Here is a 17,187-nt window from a genome sequence, read left to right as displayed (position 1 = left end):
ACAATCACTCTGCTGCTACGGTAACGCCAGGCTTAATTATTGAAGGTTTTGCGAGCCAAATAATGGCAAATAAAAGCATAAACACCCAGGCCGAGAGGCGGAAAATATCATTAGTTGCTAACATAAATGATTGATTAATTACCGTTTCATAAATAAGACCATAAGCTTTATTACCCGTAGCCCCCAAAGCGTGTAGTTGCTCCACTGTTTGTAAGGTAAATGGATTATAACCGTTTACTGATTCAACTAAATGATTCTGATGTAATGCTTCACGATCGTTCCATAAAGTGACACTAATTGAAGTACCAAAGCTGCCTCCAAGAATTCGAAAAAAATTTGCAAGGCCTAGGGCACTGGTTAATTTAACTGGGGGAATATTGGATAAAATCATCGCAATCAGTGGTGTAAAGAAAAATGCCAGTCCAAAACCTTGATAAAAACGTGGCATGATTAATTGGATAAAACCTACATCAGTATAAAATGTTGATTGCCATATTGAAGTAATAATAAAAACGAAAAACCCAAGGCTGACGATAATGCGTAAATCAAACCTGCCCATGTATTTTCCAACTAAAGGTGTTAATAAAAAAGGGATAATGCCTACCGGGGCTGCGGCAAATCCCGCCCAGGTAGGGGTATAACCCATTTGAGTTTGCAGCCATAAGGGAAAAATAACCACATTGCCAAAATAGACCAAAAAGCCTAAGGTTAGACAAATAACGCCAATAGTAAATGTTTTGTCTTCAAATAAATACAAATCAATAATGGGATCGCATTGAGTGAGTAACCAAATAATTAAAAAACTAAGGCTAATCAAAGAGATAATGCCTAAAGTTCTAATGGTGATTGAATTAAACCAGTCTAAGTCATGCCCTTTATCAAGTAAAATTTGTAGGCAACCAATGCCAATAGTTAATAAAACCAGACCAATAATATCTATTGGTTGTTTGACAGTCGGCGTTTCTCTGCCGGTAAGAGTGATTGCTGTAAAGGTGACACAAAAAATACCTACAGGAACATTGATATAGAAAATCCACGGCCAGGTATAATTATCCGTAATAATTCCACCCAAAATTGGGCCGCATATTGGGCCCACCACTGCTGTCATTGCCCATATGCCTGTTGCCAGGCCACGGCCTTCCGGAGGGAAATTAGCAAGTAAAATACTTTGTGATAATGGAATCATTGGTCCAGAAACGGCACCCTGGAGGACGCGGAAGAAAATCAGCATGGCTAAATTTTGTGATAAACCACAAAGTACTGACGTAATAGTAAATAGGGCAGTAGAAACCAGAAATAAACGAACCTCTCCAAAGCGACGGGCGAGCCAGCCGGTAAGTGGTAGCATAATCGCTTGGCTCACTGCAAATGAGGTAATAACCCAAGTACCATTATCAGGGCTAACTCCTAAATCTCCAGCAAGGGTGGGGATGGCGACATTGGCAATAGAGACATCAAGGACGTTCATAAAAATTGCTAATGACAAAGAAATAGTCATTAATGCCAGGCGCCCGCCTTGAAGTGGTGGTAGTTTTTCTGCCATTATGAAATCGCCTTAGGTAGAGACATGTCTTCTGAATTTGCTTTCAATATGCCATTGATTAAGGTGTCGATTTCGGCAAGTTGTTTTGCAAAAACGTCAGTTTCATACTTAAATAGTGACTTTGTAGTCGTTGGCATACGTATTCCTTCGCGATTATGCGTATTGGTAGTCACGCGCATGGAAAGCCCTAATTGTAATGGATTTTTCGCTAATTCATTTTCATCTAAGATGATGCGTACAGGAAGTCGTTGTAAGATCTTAATCCAGTTTCCAGTTGCATTTTGCGGGGGCAATAAGGAAAATGCAGCTCCAGTACCCGCGTTTAGACCCGCTACTCTGCCGTGATAGGTTACATCAGGATAAGCATCTGCGTACAGGATAACTGGTTGGTTGATGCGGATATGATCTAAGGAGGATTCTTTATAGTTGGCATCAATCCAAGTATCATGGAGAGGTACAATTGCGAGCATGACTGTATTTGGGGATACCTGTTGTCCTGGGTTTATATTTCTCTTTGCGATATAGCCAGTTACCGGTGATAAAATTGTAGTTCTATTTAAGTTAATATAAGCTGTTTTCAAATTGGCTTTTGCTGCTTCTACCATAGGGTGAGTATAAAGAGTAGTATTTTGCACTAAAGCAAGTGCTGAATTTAATTGTTGTAATGAAACATTATAACTGGCTTGAGCTGCTTCTTCGGCTGTTTTGTAATGTTGCATTTCTTCACGAGACACGGCGCGATTACCCACTAAGCCCATACGACGTTTTAAGTCTAATTGTGCTTTTATCAAATTAGCTTTGTCTAAAATAACATTTTGTTGTGCTTGTGCTACATTTTCATAGTATTGGTGAACCTGGCGTACTGTTTGTGCCAAATCTGCTTTCGCACGTTGCAAAGCAATCTCATAGTCTGCTTTATCTAAGGTGATAATGACTTGGCCTTCTTTAACGAATTGCGTATCGTCAGCATGTACTTTGATTACAGTACCAGGTACTTGCGACATTAATTGCACTAAATTGCCATTCACATAAGCATCGTCGGTATATTCTCTAAACTGTCCCCAAATGAGGTAATACAGCAGCCAGAGGAGGCCGATGATTAAAAATAAACCACCTAGAGTGTACATTGCAAGTTTACGTTTGCGCAAGGTTTCTGGGGTTGCTGCCCCAACTTTAGGTGTTGGCGTGTTGGGTTGAGCGGCGTCATTTTGTGTTTGCTCGGTCATAGTATCACTTCTCCACCTAATGCAGCTAATAAAGCAACCATCGCTTGTTTCTGATGAGTTTGTAAACTATAGAGTGTGGCTCTTTGCTGTACTAATAATTGTTTTATTTCAAGAAGCTGTAAGTAATCAATGATTCCTTGGGTATAGCGTGAGCGAAAGAGCTTGTAATTTCCTTCGGTGGTGTTTAGTGCTTTTTTTTGGTCAGCTATTTGTTTTTTAAGCGTGTGAAGTGCTGCCATTTGGTCTGTTACTTCCTGTAAGGCATTAAGAATGGTTTGATTGTATTGGTTTACCGTCAGTTCAAATGCAGCTTGTCTTGCGCCTAAGTTAGCACGACGTTGTCCCGCATCAAAAATAGGCAAGGTAAATGCAGGTTTTATTCCTGCATCTTTAACTGAGAAGTTAAAAAAATTCGCAAAATAGAATGATTGTAAGCTTAAGATGGAGGTCAGATTAATGTCTGGGAAAAATGCGGCGCGTGCCACATTAATTTGATGTGCTGCTGCCTCAGTTAAAGCACGTGTTGACGCAATATCTGGCCGGCGTGCGAGCACATTTGTGGAGATGACTTCGGGTAAGGCCAGCTGTTTAGGATCATAAGAGAATTTTTGTACTTCAATCTGCGTGTTAAATGGATTTTTGCCCATAAGTACTGCGAGTTGATGGCGTGATTGCAATTCCATCCGTTGATAATCTTGAATTGCTAAGCGCGCCGATTGTGTATTCGATATTGCTGTTTTTAATGGAATATCGGATTCAATTCCTTGTTTTGCTCGCCCTAAAACAATATCTGCCTCTTCTTGCAAAATATGAACATTTTCTTTGGCTAATTGTTGCTGGATGATGTCATTTTGCAAGTCAAAATAAACACTGGCAACTGTTGAACTGATGATTAAACGGGTTTGTGCGAGATCCATTTCTGCCGCAAAGGCTTCGCTGAGTTTGCTGGCAAAGTTATTACGATTTTTGCCCCATAAATCGAGTTCGTAGTTAAAATTTAACGCCAAATTTGCAATTCTTGCCTCAGTCACCGGGATATCTAATGTTGATGGAACGGTTCCCTTAAGGGAAAACCATTGTTTATTAACATAGCCACTTAAGGTAGCAGAAGGCCACAGTGTTGAATAGGTCCCTTTGGCAATTTCGCGTGCTTGCATCACTCGTGCTTTAGCACTCCCAATATCGGGTGCGTCATGCAAGGCAATTGCTACGAGACGACGCAATTGTGGATCATTAAATCGCGTTAGGTGACTTTTAGTCTTTGTCGATTTGGGTTTTTTATAGACATGCTTCACTGTAAGTTCCGCAGAGCCAATTTCTGGTACTTCACTGTGGACAACGCTGTAAAAATGACAATTAGTTAATGCAGTGACGCACACAAGGCTTGTTATTAAGAGTACACGCAAATTGAGGTCCCTTTCTTGTGAAGCAGGTTAATTAATTTATCAATATTTTTATTAAAAATATACCTTTAACTCAACTGAACTTGAGCTAAACTTATAAGGTAGTTTTACTTATTTTCAACCTCAAGAAGAGAGAAAAATCATGAACAGCGTAAAAAAAATAATGATGGTATGTGCTTTTTTAACAACCGTAGGAATGTTGAGTGCATGTGGCACTGTGCATGGTTTTGGAAAAGATGTGTCTCATGTTGGCCATGATATTCAAAAAGTTTCCCGATAATAGTGTTTCAATCACATCGAAGACTGCGCTTAACGCGCAATCTTCGGTTAGTTAATGCATTTTGTTAATCGTACTGAAATTTTCCTGATACAAACCAACGAAATTGGATGAATTGACTGCCAGAAAAGAAACATTGCCCATAATTAAGATCAATCTCATAAGGACTAACATCTTGGCGTTTCGTCCAATCAATGATAAAGGTATGAGATAGGCCGTTCTGGTCAGTTGGTGGATTTACCCCCACACTAAATTCTGTAGAGGTCACAGTAATCGTTGCGACGGCACTCTGATTGGCAAATACTAGAACCTTCAAACGGGCCCCAGGTATTGCAGAACTCAAATCTAAGTTTAATGTTAAACTGTAATTCCCACTTGCTGGATATATACTTGTTGTGAAGGCTTTGATCATATAGGGATTAGGGGGAAAAAGACTCATATCAATTGTATCAAATAGAGGTATAGAAGCAGCAATTGTAGATAAAATGCCTCCGCTATCAATATTGAGACCACTCCCGACTTTGATTCCCCCCAAAGCGCTTCCACTAGCAATAGGAAGGGTATAGGGTGATGCGACGGAAATTGTACCGTGCACTTGCACGTTCACATTAGCGCCAATCTTCACACCGCCGAGAGTGGTGGAGGTAGCAGGTTTGAGAGCGAAGTTGTTAATGGCATTTTGGACGGTGTCAGCGACAAAAGCAGTCGAAGCGGCCTTGGTCGAACTATCTCCTTGCGTTGGTGTTGGCACGTAAATAGATCCGCTAAAAGTATTGGTACCACTCCAGGTATAGGTTGCAGTGGTGTCTAAAGCAAGAGCCGCATCAGAGCGCATATAGGTGGTAGCAGTACCATTAACCACCTGAGGACCAACTTTTGCGGTGGGATTGCCTGATTGGAGGTTGCCGCCGCCGCTGGCTGAGATGGTGCCATCGGGTTGTACGCTAATTCCACTGCCAATCTTTACTGCTCCCAAATAGTTCGATGTGGCTACGGGTAGAAGATTAATGTCTTCACTTTCAGTATCAACGCGACCTCTGTTGTTGATTACTGTACTTGGTTCTTTTATCCTTTTCATTACAGTTCTCCTTAAAAAAAATTATCATGGCTTAAATAAACACACCTCTTATTTGCGCTTTAATCTTACAATGTCACTAATAGTTAAACGACATGCTCATAATAATCCATAGATTCTCCAGGAGCTACTATTGTCAGCCATAAAACGCTCCTTTAGTTAAATAGACAAAAGGTATAATGGAGATTAATCAGATGATGTAGCAAGTGGTTAGAAATTCAGAAAATAGTGGTTTATATGCTTCTGATGTTACGGCCATAGATGGTTATGCTGAGGGAGGAGGGGTGTATGCCGGATGTAACCATCTGTTACAGTCTTGGGATTGCGGTATATCCTTGACTGATAATCAGGGGCAGTTGTGGGCTACTGTACCTGGGCTCAAATTCGACGGATACTCCATTCAAGATCTCTGCCTCAATAAAAAAACGGGCACACTACTTTTTGCCATAAGCCCTGACTTTACGGATCTTCCTGCACTTGGTTTAGGTGTTAAATTAAAAAACGAAGATACCCTTTTTTATATCACAGCAGAGAAAGATGGGATAGCTGCTGATCTTGTCAGTAGAATCTATCTTGATGAAAGCACTCAAACAAATGATGGACTAGGAGCGGTGTATTTGCTTCATGATGATACTTATACCGCACATGGTAAAATATCAAAATATGACGTACAAACTAAAAAATGGAAGGTCATTGAATCATCTGAATGGAACAATGCCCATCATAACTCAATTAGACGGTTTAATGGCATCACGTATGTTTGCTCCTATTTTGGCGTGTTTTCGTATTCAAGCAATGAGATTGATTGGACCTATGCGACATCGCTGAATGTTAATTCAAGGGTTAATTATGGCTTTGATCCGGTAAATATTCCGATTAATTTATGTTCATCCAAATGGTACTCTTTATCTTTTATGTAATTATGGTGGATGAAGAAGACGATGGAATAGCAAATCATTCCTATGTATTAAAGTCCGTGGATAGTGGTAAGACTGAATTTAAATTACACAACTCATAATTGACGTTAATTATACCCAAGGTCTTTCAAAAAGCTTGTTTTTCTGAACTAAGAAGATCATTCTATGTGGTATGAAAAAATTCTATTTAACATCCGAAGAAAAAACTCGTCTTGAAGTGATGCATGCATCGCAAAATAATGGAAAAGCACGAGATCGGCTCAAAGCGATTTTGTTGCGTTCAGAGGGTTGGACCGTTCCCAAAATAAGTCAAGCACTTCGTCTTCACCAATCAACCATTATACGGCATATTCAAGACTATCAATGCTTCTGGAGTTTCTCTCCATCGAGTCATGAGTTACCTGAGTCAATGGGTCAACTGGTGGACGCAAACAGCACAATGCTGGACAAAGCATGAATTATTAACCTGGTTTTTAGATGCTTGTTGGGATGCGACGGCAATGAACATTGCCAAAGCGTTACTTGCCGCCTACAGCTGTGTCGCATCTACTAGTTCGGGGAGCGCACACTTCTCGACTGAACATCAGGTTTTGATTCATGGGACAGCTCCATAATATTTGCTTTCGCGTCATCAATAAGCCGGAAGACGGCAACTAAATCAACGAGCGCCGCGCCCGCCGCCAGCCGACCCAGCAGACTCAACACGTGCTCCGCCGGTGCCTGCTCCCACGCCTTATATAATCCAAATTTCACCCCGAGCGCCCCAATAATTTTTCCCGAAACTACAGCCGATTCCTCTTTCGCACCATTGAAGTTCCCAAATCTAAAGTCCCGATTGAAGTCATTAAATTGGGTTGGAATCGGATAAAAAGGGCGATTTTTTTCATAAATTCTTTGTAATAACCACATAAGTTTGCGCTGAGCATTACCTACCCCTTCGCGCCAATAAATATCCGCTTTATCCCATTTATCCCTATCCCAGTGGGCAGTTTGTGTGGCTTCATTGTAGAGCCTAATAGAGGTTCTATAGGCGTTAATTAAACTAAATGCCGTGCGACTATCACGAGTGTAAATGTCATTTTGCTTATAAAGTATGCCCTGTCTATGCAGCGGGTATTCAAAAATGCGCTCAATGAGCTGGTGCTCGGCATTGCTCGAGCGACGAGAGGAATTGTTTTCCATGACTTTAAAGGAGTCTTTAAATGTTTCAAATGAGGCTTTATCTTCTTCTGAGGAGAAACTTGGTTCAATCGGTACTACCTGTTCTGTTGCCTTCTTGATGTAGTAAAATGTTACCACGTCATTCGAATCAGCATAATAAGCAATCCCATCTGGATTTTCCAGCAAGGGAAAGCTCAATTCATGTGGTGTATGATCAAACAAAGTAAACGTCTGTTTAAACTGAGTAAACCCGGTGAACTCTTGAGATGCCATGACTAAAGGGTCGCGGTCTAATTTGATTAAATCAGCCCCGCCGCATCCTAACTCCGTTGTTTGCTTTTGAATTGCGGAAAGAAAGGCATCTGGAATCCAGGATAGTAGTTGTTTCTTCATGTCTGCATCACACAGAAACTGGATGAGTTGATAGGCTGATACATTATAAAAAGTGCATTCATCAGCGTCCGTGACCTCTCCCTTTTGGAATAAGGCTAATGGGTCTTTTTTGGCAATGTATTCTAGCGTGCTCACATTACCCAGAACCACACATTCCCTCGCCTTAATGGAAAGTAGATGAGGTTTGAATAAATTATGTGTGGTTATAGAGGAATACATGAGGCTTAATTCATCCTCAACGGATAAGTGGCTTGATATCGCTTCAATAACTACATCATTGAGGTTAAAATCATTATTAAAATCTTTAGGTGTTAACTGCTGCTCTTCTTTACTTTGTGACATGAATGCACCAGGTTTCTGTGAGTAATGACCAAATACAATACATTAAATTGGTCTTTTTGTAAAATTTAAATACAACCTCATGTCATTAAAGAGGGAATTTAAAACTCGCATCTTGAAGTTTATTGGGTATATAATGTGACGCGATTTAAACGTAATGCATTTAATACAACAGAAACTGAGCTTAAAGCCATGGCTGCGGCAGCGATCATCGGGCTTAATAATAAACCCGTTAATGGATAAAGTAAGCCTGCTGCCAATGGAATGCCTAAGGCATTATAAAAGAACGCAAAGAATAAATTTTGGCGAATATTACGCATCGTCGCTTGCGATAACTTTCTTGCTTTTATAATCCCGTGCAAATCACCATGCAATAAGGTAATACCTGCATTGGCAATGGCCACATCAGTTCCTGTCCCCATGGCAATTCCAATATTGGCCATTGCCAATGCGGGCGCATCATTCACTCCATCTCCTGCCATGGCGACAATATACCCTTGTTGCTTTAGTTGTTGAATTACGTGTCCTTTTTCAGTCGGCATAATTTCTGCAATGACTTGCTTTATTGCCAATTTTTTTGCCACAGCTTCTGCTGTTTTTGGGTTATCTCCTGTCAGCATACACGTTTCGATGTTTTCCTGATGTAGCTGCTGAATGGTTTCCAAGGAATTTTTCTTAATTGGATCAGAGACAGCAAACAGGGCAACAAGATGATTATCCACTGTCATATACATCACTGTTGCGCTTTGAGCCAATAAGATTTCTGCTTGCTTCATAAAGGCCTGGTTTAAATGACCATGCTGTTGTACTAGAGATAATGTTCCAATTGCAACATGGTATTGTCGAATTTTTCCGGTAATTCCCATTCCTGTGATTGATGCAAAATCAACAACAGGAAATAAGGATAATTTCTTTTTATTTGCGGCAGAAATAAAAGCTGTTCTCAAAGGATGTTCACTGAGTTTTTCTAAAGATGCAGCAAGTGCTAACAGTTCATCTTCATCATATCCTTTTTCAATCATTGTTTGAATCAGCTCGGGGTGTCCTTCGGTTAAGGTCCCTGTTTTGTCAACAACAAGAAGATTCACTTTTTCCATTTGTTCTAAACTCTCGGCATTTTTGATTAAAACACCGTGTTGTGCTCCTTTACCAATACTCACCATAATCGACATTGGTGTTGCCAAACCCAGTGCACAGGGACATGCGATAATAAGTACAGAAACTGCGGAAATAAGCCCATAACTAAACGCGGGTTTGGGACCAAATACTGTCCAGACAATGAATGATAAAAAAGCAATCAAGATCACGATAGGTACAAACCATCCAGACACAGTATCTGCTAATTGTTGAATCGGTGCTTTACTCCTTTGCGCTTCATGAACCATTTGAATAATACGTGCGAGCATGGTCTCTTTGCCAACAAAAAGTGCTTTTAACACGAAACTCCCATTTTGATTTAAGGTTCCTCCAATCACATGCGAACCTTCTTTCTTAATCACGGGTATTGATTCCCCCGTTATCATCGATTCATCTACATCGCTATGCCCTTCAATTACTTCACCATCAATTGGCACTTTTTCACCTGGACGTACTTGCAGTAAGTCATTGATATTAATTTGAGCAAGGTTAATGTCTTCAACTGTACCATCGAGCAAAACGCGATGTGCTTTTTCAGGAGTTAATTTTAATAAGGACCTAATTGCGCCACCGGTAGCAGCACGTGCTTTTAATTCAAGAACTTGTCCCAATAAAACAAGCATTGTAATCATCGCTGCTGCTTCAAAATAAATAGGTATGGCCTCATCATGCCTAAAAGCTATTGGAAAAACCCTAGGAAACAGTATAGCAATCACACTATAAATCCAGGCGATACCAATCCCCATAGCAATAAGTGTAAACATATTCAAGTGATGTGTTTTAATGGATTGTAGCGCGCGCTCAAAAAATGGCTTTCCACACCACAGTACAATTGGAGTTGATAAAACACATTGTGTCCAATTGGAAAACACTCCATTAAATTTCATGACCGAAAAATAGCTACTCATTTCCAAAAGCACGATTGGTATCGTTAAAATAAGAGCAATCCAAAATCGTCGCTTCATGTCTGCATATTCTGGATTTGCTTCTTCATGCACAGAAATCATTTCAGGTTCTAATGCCATACCACAAATTGGACACTGACCTGGGTTTGCTTGACGAATTTGTGAATGCATCGGGCAGATGTAGATAACATTTTGGCCTGATGCATTAAGTTTTTGCTCAGTCCTTTGATGGTTATGACACCTTGAGTGCTTATGTTTCATAGTGATTTACGTTAAAGTAAGAACCACTCTGGTATATTATGATTTATGTTTAATATCATTTCTCATTCCTTTTTATGATGATTTATTTAATATAGCTGCAAAAGAGTCCTTGTTCCATTTAACTTCATTCATTTGTAATTCCATGATAGATTAATAGTTATCTTTTTTTATGAATCTGCAAGGGATTGTTATCAGTGTACGATTTTCGATTTCGTCCGGTTGCATTTATCGGAATTATTTTACTATTAAGCTTACAGACTGCCTGTATGGTTGGTCCTAATTTTCGTTCGCCTCCAGTACCTTTAGTAAAACAATATACTGAAACTCCTTTGCCTGCAAAAACAGTAAAAACTAAAGGTCCTGGTGGTCAAGCTCAAGCTTTTCTTAAAAATAGAGACATTCCTTTGCTGTGGTGGGAGCTTTTTAGCTCTCCAGAGATTAATGAGCTGGTGCACGCAGGCTTAGCACATAATCCTACAGTTGCCGCCGCCGCCGCTTCTTTGCGTGAGGCACGCGAAAATTGGAAAGTAGAAATTGGTAATTCCTTGTTGCCATCAATTGATGCATCAATGATGGTTTTGCGTCAACGTTATTCCGGGGTGCAAATTGGTCTTCCCGGGGACAGTGTAACATTTAGTATTTATAATCCTGCATTTAATTTAAGTTATACTTTAGATCTTTTTGGCGCGGCGCGGCGTCAAATTGAATCCTTAAGAGCTCAAATTGATTATCAACAATTTGAATTAATAGCAGCTCATCTTACTTTGACTTCTAATATTGTGACTACGGCGATAAATATTGCCTCATATCAGGCACAGATTGACGCAACTAAAGATTTAATTAGAGCGGAAGCAAGCGTGCTTAAAGTATTAAAAGATCAATATCGTTTAGGTGGCATTTCTAATGCAGATGTGCTGACCCAACAAACTTTAGTGGAACAATCTAAGGCAACGTTGCCTCCTTTAGAAAAAAACTTGTCGCAGTCAAAACATTATTTATCTACTTTAATTGGAACTGTTCCTGATGGGCCTTTACCACTAATTAAGCTTGAGCGTTTACACTTACCGACTGAATTGCCACTGAGTGTACCTGCAATGTTAGTCAGACAACGCCCCGATGTACGAGCTTCTGAAGCCTTATTACATGCGGCATGTGCGCAAATAGGTGTTGCCACAGCCAATCTGTTTCCACAATTGACTTTAACTGGTAGTGAGGGTTGGATTAACTCTTCATGGTCTCAATTATTTACTGCACCGAATAATGTTTGGTCTATTGCTGCTCAGGTAGCCCAGCCTTTATTCCACGGTGGTGCCTTATTTGCGCAACGACGAGCAACCATTGCTGCTTTTGATCAGGCGGCATCACAATATAAGTTGGTGGTTTTGCAAGCATTCCAAAATGTCGCAGATGTCTTAACGGCCATTGAAACAGATGCGCGTGCATTACAGGCTGAAATTAGAGCAGAAGATTCCGCGCGGGCCTCTGTAAATTTAATCACTGCTCAATATCGTTTGGGCGGGGTCAATTACATTAATTTATTAAACGCACAACAGCAATATCATCGAGCGCGCTTAAGCCGAATCCAAGCGCAGGCGTTGCGTTATACAGATACTACTGTTTTATTCCAGGCTTTAGGTGGAGGATGGTGGCATAAGCCCTGGTGTGTGAAAGAATGCTTATGAAGTAATGATTCCTGGTTTATCGTGCGCTCTTTTTGGTACTGAAGAGAGGATTTTAGTATCTTGATGAGAGAGGTTTTTTTGAAAAAACAAATGATTATTATGTTGGTAATCGTCGGTATGCTTTTTGGCCTTATTTTTGGTTGGAAGGCTTTTAAATCAATTATGACTCAACGATTTTTTGCTTCGATGAACGCCCCTGTTGTTGCTGTGTCAACGATGAAGGCTGAAGAATCTTTTTGGCAGCCGACGATGAAAGCCGTGGGTAGCTTGCGTACTCGTGTAGGGGTGAATGTAACCACTGAACTTGCAGGCATGGTGCAAACTATTTACTTTACACCGGGTGCTTTTGTAAATAAAGGCGATGTCTTGGTTCAACTTAATGCAGGAACTGAATTAGGGCAATTGCATTCATTACAGGCACAAGTTGAGTTAGCCAAAATTACTTATCAGCGCGATAAAGCTCAATTTGCAGCCCGGGCAGTGAGTAAACAAACGGTTGATACCGATGAATGGAATTTAAAGAATCTCCAGGCGCAGGTGGAGCAACAAGCGGCAACGACTGAAAAAAAGACTATTCGTGCTCCTTTTACCGGAAAACTAGGTATAAACAACATTAATCCTGGACAATACCTGAACGTTGGCGATACCGTCACTACTTTACAGGCCTTAGATCCCATTTATGCGGACTTTTTTTTACCACAACAAGCTTTAGCTCAGCTTAAAGTAGGGCAAAAAGTTAAAGTAACCGTCGATACTTTTCCCGATAAAGAGTTTGCAGGTGATATTACGACGATTCAACCCTTAGTGGATGTAAACACGCGTAACGTCGAAGTTGAGGCCACCTTGCCTAACCCCGATTTTAAATTGAAGCCTGGTATGTTTGTGCATGCTGTAGTTAATGTAGAGTCCAAGCAAAAATACATCACTTTGCCGCAAACTGCAGTAAGCTTTAACCCTTATGGTGATATTATCTACATCGCTAAGGAAACTAAGGATAAAGACAGTCAAAACCGGCCTGTATTTATCGTAACTCAAGTGTTTGTCACCGTGGGGGATACTCGTGGAGATCAAATCGCCATTTTAAAAGGAGTCAATGTCGGAGACATTGTGGTAACCAGTGGGCAGTTAAAGCTTAAAAATGGCAGCCGTGTTGTGGTGAATAATTCCATTCAACCCAGTAATGAGGCGACACCTAAAGTTACTGAAAAATAATGGCAGCGACAAGAAAACACCAGTATACCTATTAAGGATGGTAATGATGGCATTTACGGATATTTTTATTAAGCGACCCGTGTTAGCAACGGTGATTAGCTTAATGATTTTAGCAATGGGTTTGCGCTCTATGGGTTCATTGCCTGTAATGCAATATCCATTTACTGAAAACGCTATTGTTACAGTGACTACGGTGTATACCGGAGCTAATCCTGATGTTATTGCCGGTTTTATTACAACCCCGATGGAAAATTCCATTGCGCAAGCCAATGGTATTGATTATATGACTTCAACAAGTACTCAAGGAACCAGTACGATCACGGTCAACCTTCTGCTGAACTATGATCCGTTAAAAGCTTTATCGGACATTACTACTAAAGTAAATGCGGTATTGAATCAGTTACCCAAAAATTCACAACAACCAGTAATCACCGTCTCAGTAGGGCAAACTATTGATTCCATGTATATTGGTTTTTATAGCGATAAATTACCTATTAATAAAATTACCGACTATTTGATTCGTGTGGTTCAGCCTAAGTTACAAGCTGTAAATGGAGTACAGAAAGCAGAAATTCTTGGTAATCAAACCTTTGCTTTGCGTGCTTGGCTTGATCCTGTGAAATTAGCTGGTTATGGACTAACTGCGGCGGATATTGGTGCGGCACTTGCCAATAACGATTTTGTTTCTGCTGTAGGACGTACTGATGGTCAAATGTTCGTGCAAAACTTTATTGCCAGTACAGATCTAACTGATGTTGAACAATTTAAAAAAATGATTATTAAAGCACAAAATGGAGCGATCATCCGTTTAGGCGATGTGGCTAATGTAGATTTGGGGGCACAAAATTATAATTCTGCGGTAAGTTTTGATGGACGCACGGCCGTTTATATTGGAATCGTTGTTGCACCTTCAGCTAATTTATTAACTGTAATTAATGAAATTAAGAAGATATTTCCTACTATTGAGTCAGAACTGCCCCAGGGTTTAAATGGCAAAATTGTTTATGATGCAAGCTTATTTGTTGATTCCTCAATTCATGAAGTAATTATGTCTTTATTAGAAGCATTTATGATTGTTACTGGGGTAATTTTTCTTTTTCTCGGTTCCATTCGCTCGGTTATTATTCCCATTATTGCAATTCCTTTATCAATTATTGGCGCATTTTGGGTAATGCTGATTTTGGGATACTCAATTAACTTATTAACGTTACTGGCTTTAGTTTTAGGCATTGGTTTGGTGGTTGATGATGCGATTATTGTAGTCGAAAACGTGCAACGTCATATTGAAGAAGGGCGAACGCGGTTTAAAGCTGCTTTGTTGGGTGCGCGTGAATTAGCCAATCCCATTATTGCGATTACGGTGGTTTTGATTGCGGTGTATGCACCCATTGGATTTATGGGAGGCTTAACAGGCGCTTTATTTACAGAATTTGCTTTTTCTCTGGTGGGGGCAGTGACAATTTCTGCCATCGTTGCGTTAACGCTTTCACCCATGATGTGTTCTAAATTTTTAAAAGTGGGCGATGGTGAAGCGAAGAATCGTTTTATGGCCTTTGTAGATGATAAGTTTGCTAAATTAGAAAAGCTCTATGAGAAAACCTTAGTTAAAACTTTACGTTATTTGCCCGTTGTGGCCGTATTTGCGGTGATTATTTTGCTTAGTAACTATTTTCTCTTTATGACTTCGGCTTCTGAATTAGCACCACAAGAAGATCAAGGAATTATTATTGCGCAGGTTACAGCCGCAGCGAATTCTTCATTAGCACAGACACAACTTTATGCAAACGAAGCCAATCGCATTTATCGTAACTATCCTGAAACGGATCATATCTTTCAAGTAGATGGATCTACAGGACTCAATACATCAATTATCGGTATGGTTTTTAAACCATGGGATCAACGACATCGTACTACTAATCAGTTACAGCCTATTGTCCAAAACCAATTGAATGATATTGCTGGAGCAAAAGTAGCTGCTTTCCAATTACCTTCGCTACCAGGAGGTAGTAGTGGTTTGCCGATTCAATTTGTGATTAACACGACGGAGAGTTTTAATAATTTGAATGAGGTGATGCAGCCTATTCTTGCTAAAGCGCAAGCTTCAGGACTTTTTGCGTATATTGATCCCGATTTAAAAATTGACCAACTTCAAACCAAGGTGAATTTGAACCGCGATAAAATTTCACAATTTGGTTTAACCATGCAAGATGTCAGTAATGTGTTTGGTTCGGCCTTAAGTGAAGGCTATATTAACTATTTTAACTATTCTGGTCGTTCTTATCAGGTAATTCCACAAGTGCAACGAGATACTCGTTTAAATCCAGAGCAAATTTTAAATTATTACATTAGAACGGCTACTGGTGATTCTGTGCCTTTAAAGACGATAGCCAACCTGCAACGGCAAATAGTTCCTGAATCTTTAAATCATTTTCAGCAATTAAATTCTGTGACAATTTCGGCAATTGCTTTTCCCGGAGTTTCTATGGAAAAAGCTTTAAGCACTTTGGCTCAAATTACCAAAGAAACATTGCCGCAAGGGTATTATATTGATTATGGAGCACAGTCGCGACAATTTATCAAAGAAGGTTCTGGTTTGATTATCACCTTCTTTTTTGCCCTAATTTTAATTTTTTTGGCTTTAGCCGCTTTATTCGAAAGTTTCCGTGATCCACTGATCGTGTTAATTAGTGTGCCCATGTCGATTTGTGGGGCGATGATTTTTATAAGCTTGGGGGTAGGTGGGGCGACACTTAATATTTACAGTGAAGTAGGTTTAGTGACCTTAATTGGATTAATCAGTAAGCATGGCATTTTAATTGTGCAATTTGCCAATGATTTACAGGAAAAAGGCCAAAAGAAAATAGATGCCATTCGTGCTGCAGCGGCAATCCGATTACGCCCCATTTTGATGACCACCGCAGCAATGGTTTTAGGAGTCGTACCTTTAATTATCGCTACGGGGGCGGGGGCTGAAAGCCGTTACAATATTGGTTTAGTGATTGCTACAGGTATTTCTATTGGCACTTTATTTACACTATTTGTAGTACCTGCAATGTATATATTATTAGCGGAGGATCATACAAAAAGAGCAGCTAATGAGCATTTGGAAGATGAGGAGTCATTAGGGTAGTTGAAGCCACACACGTTACTCCTAGATAAAGGATAAAACACTTCGAAGAGATACTTACTTTTTATATTTCATATTTCTAAAGACGTCAAGAATTGGAACAATTTCGTATGAAGCATCCAGGCATCATCCACTAATTTCATGTGCGCGCTGAGCGCTGCTTGCTTAAAATCGTTCATCAACACTTCAGGGGTATATGAAATCACCGAAACCTCTTGCTGTAAACAGCGAAGACATTGAGAAATCGTACGTTCTTCCTTACAGGAACAGGCAAGATTGATGAGAACAATCTCAAAGGGTTTTTCATTGCCTAATTGTTCTACTAGCGCTATTTTATTCACATGCCGTACAGTACATCCAAGATAAGCAAACAAACGCAGCATCAGTAATGAGGTGAATCGATTATTATCAATCAACAAAATATGAGTCAAGCAATTTAGCATGCATTTCTCCAACAGGAGTTCCTTGTTGATTATGGCAATCGCACTGAATTTTGAAGGGTATTAAAAAATTAAATAGCTCGCGCAAG

At 40.0% G+C, this 17,187-nt stretch carries 13 protein-coding genes; 6 read left to right on the top strand and 7 right to left on the bottom strand.

What is annotated here, in order from left to right; genetic code table 11:
- Positions 1–4: 4 nt before the first annotated feature.
- Genes QM652_RS09305 through QM652_RS09295 form a run of 3 tightly spaced genes read right to left on the bottom strand, consistent with a single transcriptional unit; the run spans position 5 to position 4,175 of the window.
- Positions 5–1,543 carry a DHA2 family efflux MFS transporter permease subunit gene (locus tag QM652_RS09305; RefSeq protein ID WP_415075093.1) on the bottom strand — a complete coding sequence of 513 codons (1,539 nt, stop codon included), beginning with the start codon at positions 1,541–1,543 and terminating at the stop codon, positions 5–7.
- The gene (locus tag QM652_RS09300) at positions 1,543–2,769 is read right to left on the bottom strand and encodes an efflux RND transporter periplasmic adaptor subunit (protein ID WP_415075091.1); all 1,227 of its coding nucleotides are present in this window, start codon (positions 2,767–2,769) and stop codon (positions 1,543–1,545) included. Before QM652_RS09300 ends, QM652_RS09305 begins: the two co-directional genes overlap by 1 nt.
- The gene (locus tag QM652_RS09295; RefSeq protein ID WP_415075089.1) at positions 2,766–4,175 is read right to left on the bottom strand and encodes an efflux transporter outer membrane subunit; all 1,410 of its coding nucleotides are present in this window, start codon (positions 4,173–4,175) and stop codon (positions 2,766–2,768) included. Before QM652_RS09295 ends, QM652_RS09300 begins: the two co-directional genes overlap by 4 nt.
- Positions 4,176–4,314: 139 nt before the next feature.
- Between QM652_RS09295 and QM652_RS09290 the strand changes: the two genes are divergently transcribed.
- Positions 4,315–4,452 (top strand): entericidin A/B family lipoprotein, encoded by a 138-nt coding sequence (locus tag QM652_RS09290; RefSeq protein WP_415075087.1) that lies wholly within the window; start codon positions 4,315–4,317, stop codon positions 4,450–4,452.
- 64 nt (positions 4,453–4,516) lie between these two features.
- Here the strand turns inward: QM652_RS09290 and QM652_RS09285 are convergent, their stop codons facing one another.
- The gene (locus QM652_RS09285; RefSeq protein ID WP_415075085.1) at positions 4,517–5,527 is read right to left on the bottom strand and encodes a hypothetical protein; all 1,011 of its coding nucleotides are present in this window, start codon (positions 5,525–5,527) and stop codon (positions 4,517–4,519) included.
- A 203-nt stretch (positions 5,528–5,730) separates the two neighbouring features.
- Here QM652_RS09285 and QM652_RS09280 point away from each other — a divergent pair, with 203 nt between their 5' ends.
- Together QM652_RS09280 and QM652_RS09275 are read left to right on the top strand one after the other, a co-directional pair.
- Positions 5,731–6,444: a hypothetical protein gene (locus tag QM652_RS09280; RefSeq protein WP_415075083.1), complete on the top strand. Its 714-nt coding sequence runs from the start codon at positions 5,731–5,733 to the stop codon at positions 6,442–6,444.
- A gap of 169 nt (positions 6,445–6,613) precedes the next feature.
- The gene (locus QM652_RS09275) at positions 6,614–6,898 is read left to right on the top strand and encodes a helix-turn-helix domain-containing protein (RefSeq protein WP_415075081.1); all 285 of its coding nucleotides are present in this window, start codon (positions 6,614–6,616) and stop codon (positions 6,896–6,898) included.
- Positions 6,899–6,990: 92 nt separating this feature from the next.
- Here QM652_RS09275 and QM652_RS09270 read toward each other — a convergent pair whose 3' ends face one another.
- Together QM652_RS09270 and QM652_RS09265 are read right to left on the bottom strand one after the other, a co-directional pair.
- On the bottom strand, positions 6,991–8,337 hold the full coding sequence (locus QM652_RS09270; protein ID WP_415075079.1) for a hypothetical protein: 1,347 nt from the start codon (positions 8,335–8,337) through the stop codon (positions 6,991–6,993).
- A gap of 119 nt (positions 8,338–8,456) precedes the next feature.
- Entirely contained in the window at positions 8,457–10,637 is a 2,181-nt protein-coding gene (locus QM652_RS09265; protein ID WP_415075077.1) for a copper-transporting P-type ATPase, read from the bottom strand.
- A gap of 194 nt (positions 10,638–10,831) precedes the next feature.
- Between QM652_RS09265 and QM652_RS09260 the strand changes: the two genes are divergently transcribed.
- The 3 genes from QM652_RS09260 (at position 10,832) to QM652_RS09250 (ending at position 16,661) form a co-directional block, all read left to right on the top strand.
- Positions 10,832–12,319, top strand: a complete 1,488-nt coding sequence (locus tag QM652_RS09260; RefSeq protein ID WP_415075075.1) for an efflux transporter outer membrane subunit — start codon at positions 10,832–10,834, stop codon at positions 12,317–12,319.
- Between the two features lie 63 nt (positions 12,320–12,382).
- Complete coding sequence (locus tag QM652_RS09255; protein ID WP_415075113.1) at positions 12,383–13,531, top strand: efflux RND transporter periplasmic adaptor subunit; 1,149 nt, start codon at positions 12,383–12,385, stop codon at positions 13,529–13,531.
- Between the two features lie 46 nt (positions 13,532–13,577).
- Positions 13,578–16,661 (top strand): efflux RND transporter permease subunit, encoded by a 3,084-nt coding sequence (locus QM652_RS09250; RefSeq protein WP_415075111.1) that lies wholly within the window; start codon positions 13,578–13,580, stop codon positions 16,659–16,661.
- 68 nt (positions 16,662–16,729) lie between these two features.
- Here the strand turns inward: QM652_RS09250 and QM652_RS09245 are convergent, their stop codons facing one another.
- Entirely contained in the window at positions 16,730–17,101 is a 372-nt protein-coding gene (locus tag QM652_RS09245; protein WP_415075073.1) for a hypothetical protein, read from the bottom strand.
- Positions 17,102–17,187: the final 86 nt, after the last annotated feature.

This window comes from Legionella sp., assembly GCF_047605385.1.
GTDB lineage: Bacteria > Pseudomonadota > Gammaproteobacteria > Legionellales > Legionellaceae > Legionella.
The sequence above is the reverse complement of the archived record's forward strand: the minus strand, read 5'-3'. Positions and strand labels throughout refer to the sequence as shown.

Coding starts and splice junctions, on each gene's coding strand:
- QM652_RS09290 (WP_415075087.1), top strand. CDS start 4,315: ATGAACAGCGTAAAAAAAATAATGATGGTATGTGCTTTTTTAACAACC.
- QM652_RS09305 (WP_415075093.1), bottom strand. CDS start 1,543: ATGGCAGAAAAACTACCACCACTTCAAGGCGGGCGCCTGGCATTAATG.
- QM652_RS09270 (WP_415075079.1), bottom strand. CDS start 8,337: ATGTCACAAAGTAAAGAAGAGCAGCAGTTAACACCTAAAGATTTTAAT.
- QM652_RS09275 (WP_415075081.1), top strand. CDS start 6,614: ATGAAAAAATTCTATTTAACATCCGAAGAAAAAACTCGTCTTGAAGTG.
- QM652_RS09285 (WP_415075085.1), bottom strand. CDS start 5,527: ATGAAAAGGATAAAAGAACCAAGTACAGTAATCAACAACAGAGGTCGC.
- QM652_RS09250 (WP_415075111.1), top strand. CDS start 13,578: ATGGCATTTACGGATATTTTTATTAAGCGACCCGTGTTAGCAACGGTG.
- QM652_RS09245 (WP_415075073.1), bottom strand. CDS start 17,101: ATGCTAAATTGCTTGACTCATATTTTGTTGATTGATAATAATCGATTC.
- QM652_RS09300 (WP_415075091.1), bottom strand. CDS start 2,769: ATGACCGAGCAAACACAAAATGACGCCGCTCAACCCAACACGCCAACA.
- QM652_RS09255 (WP_415075113.1), top strand. CDS start 12,383: ATGAGAGAGGTTTTTTTGAAAAAACAAATGATTATTATGTTGGTAATC.
- QM652_RS09265 (WP_415075077.1), bottom strand. CDS start 10,637: ATGAAACATAAGCACTCAAGGTGTCATAACCATCAAAGGACTGAGCAA.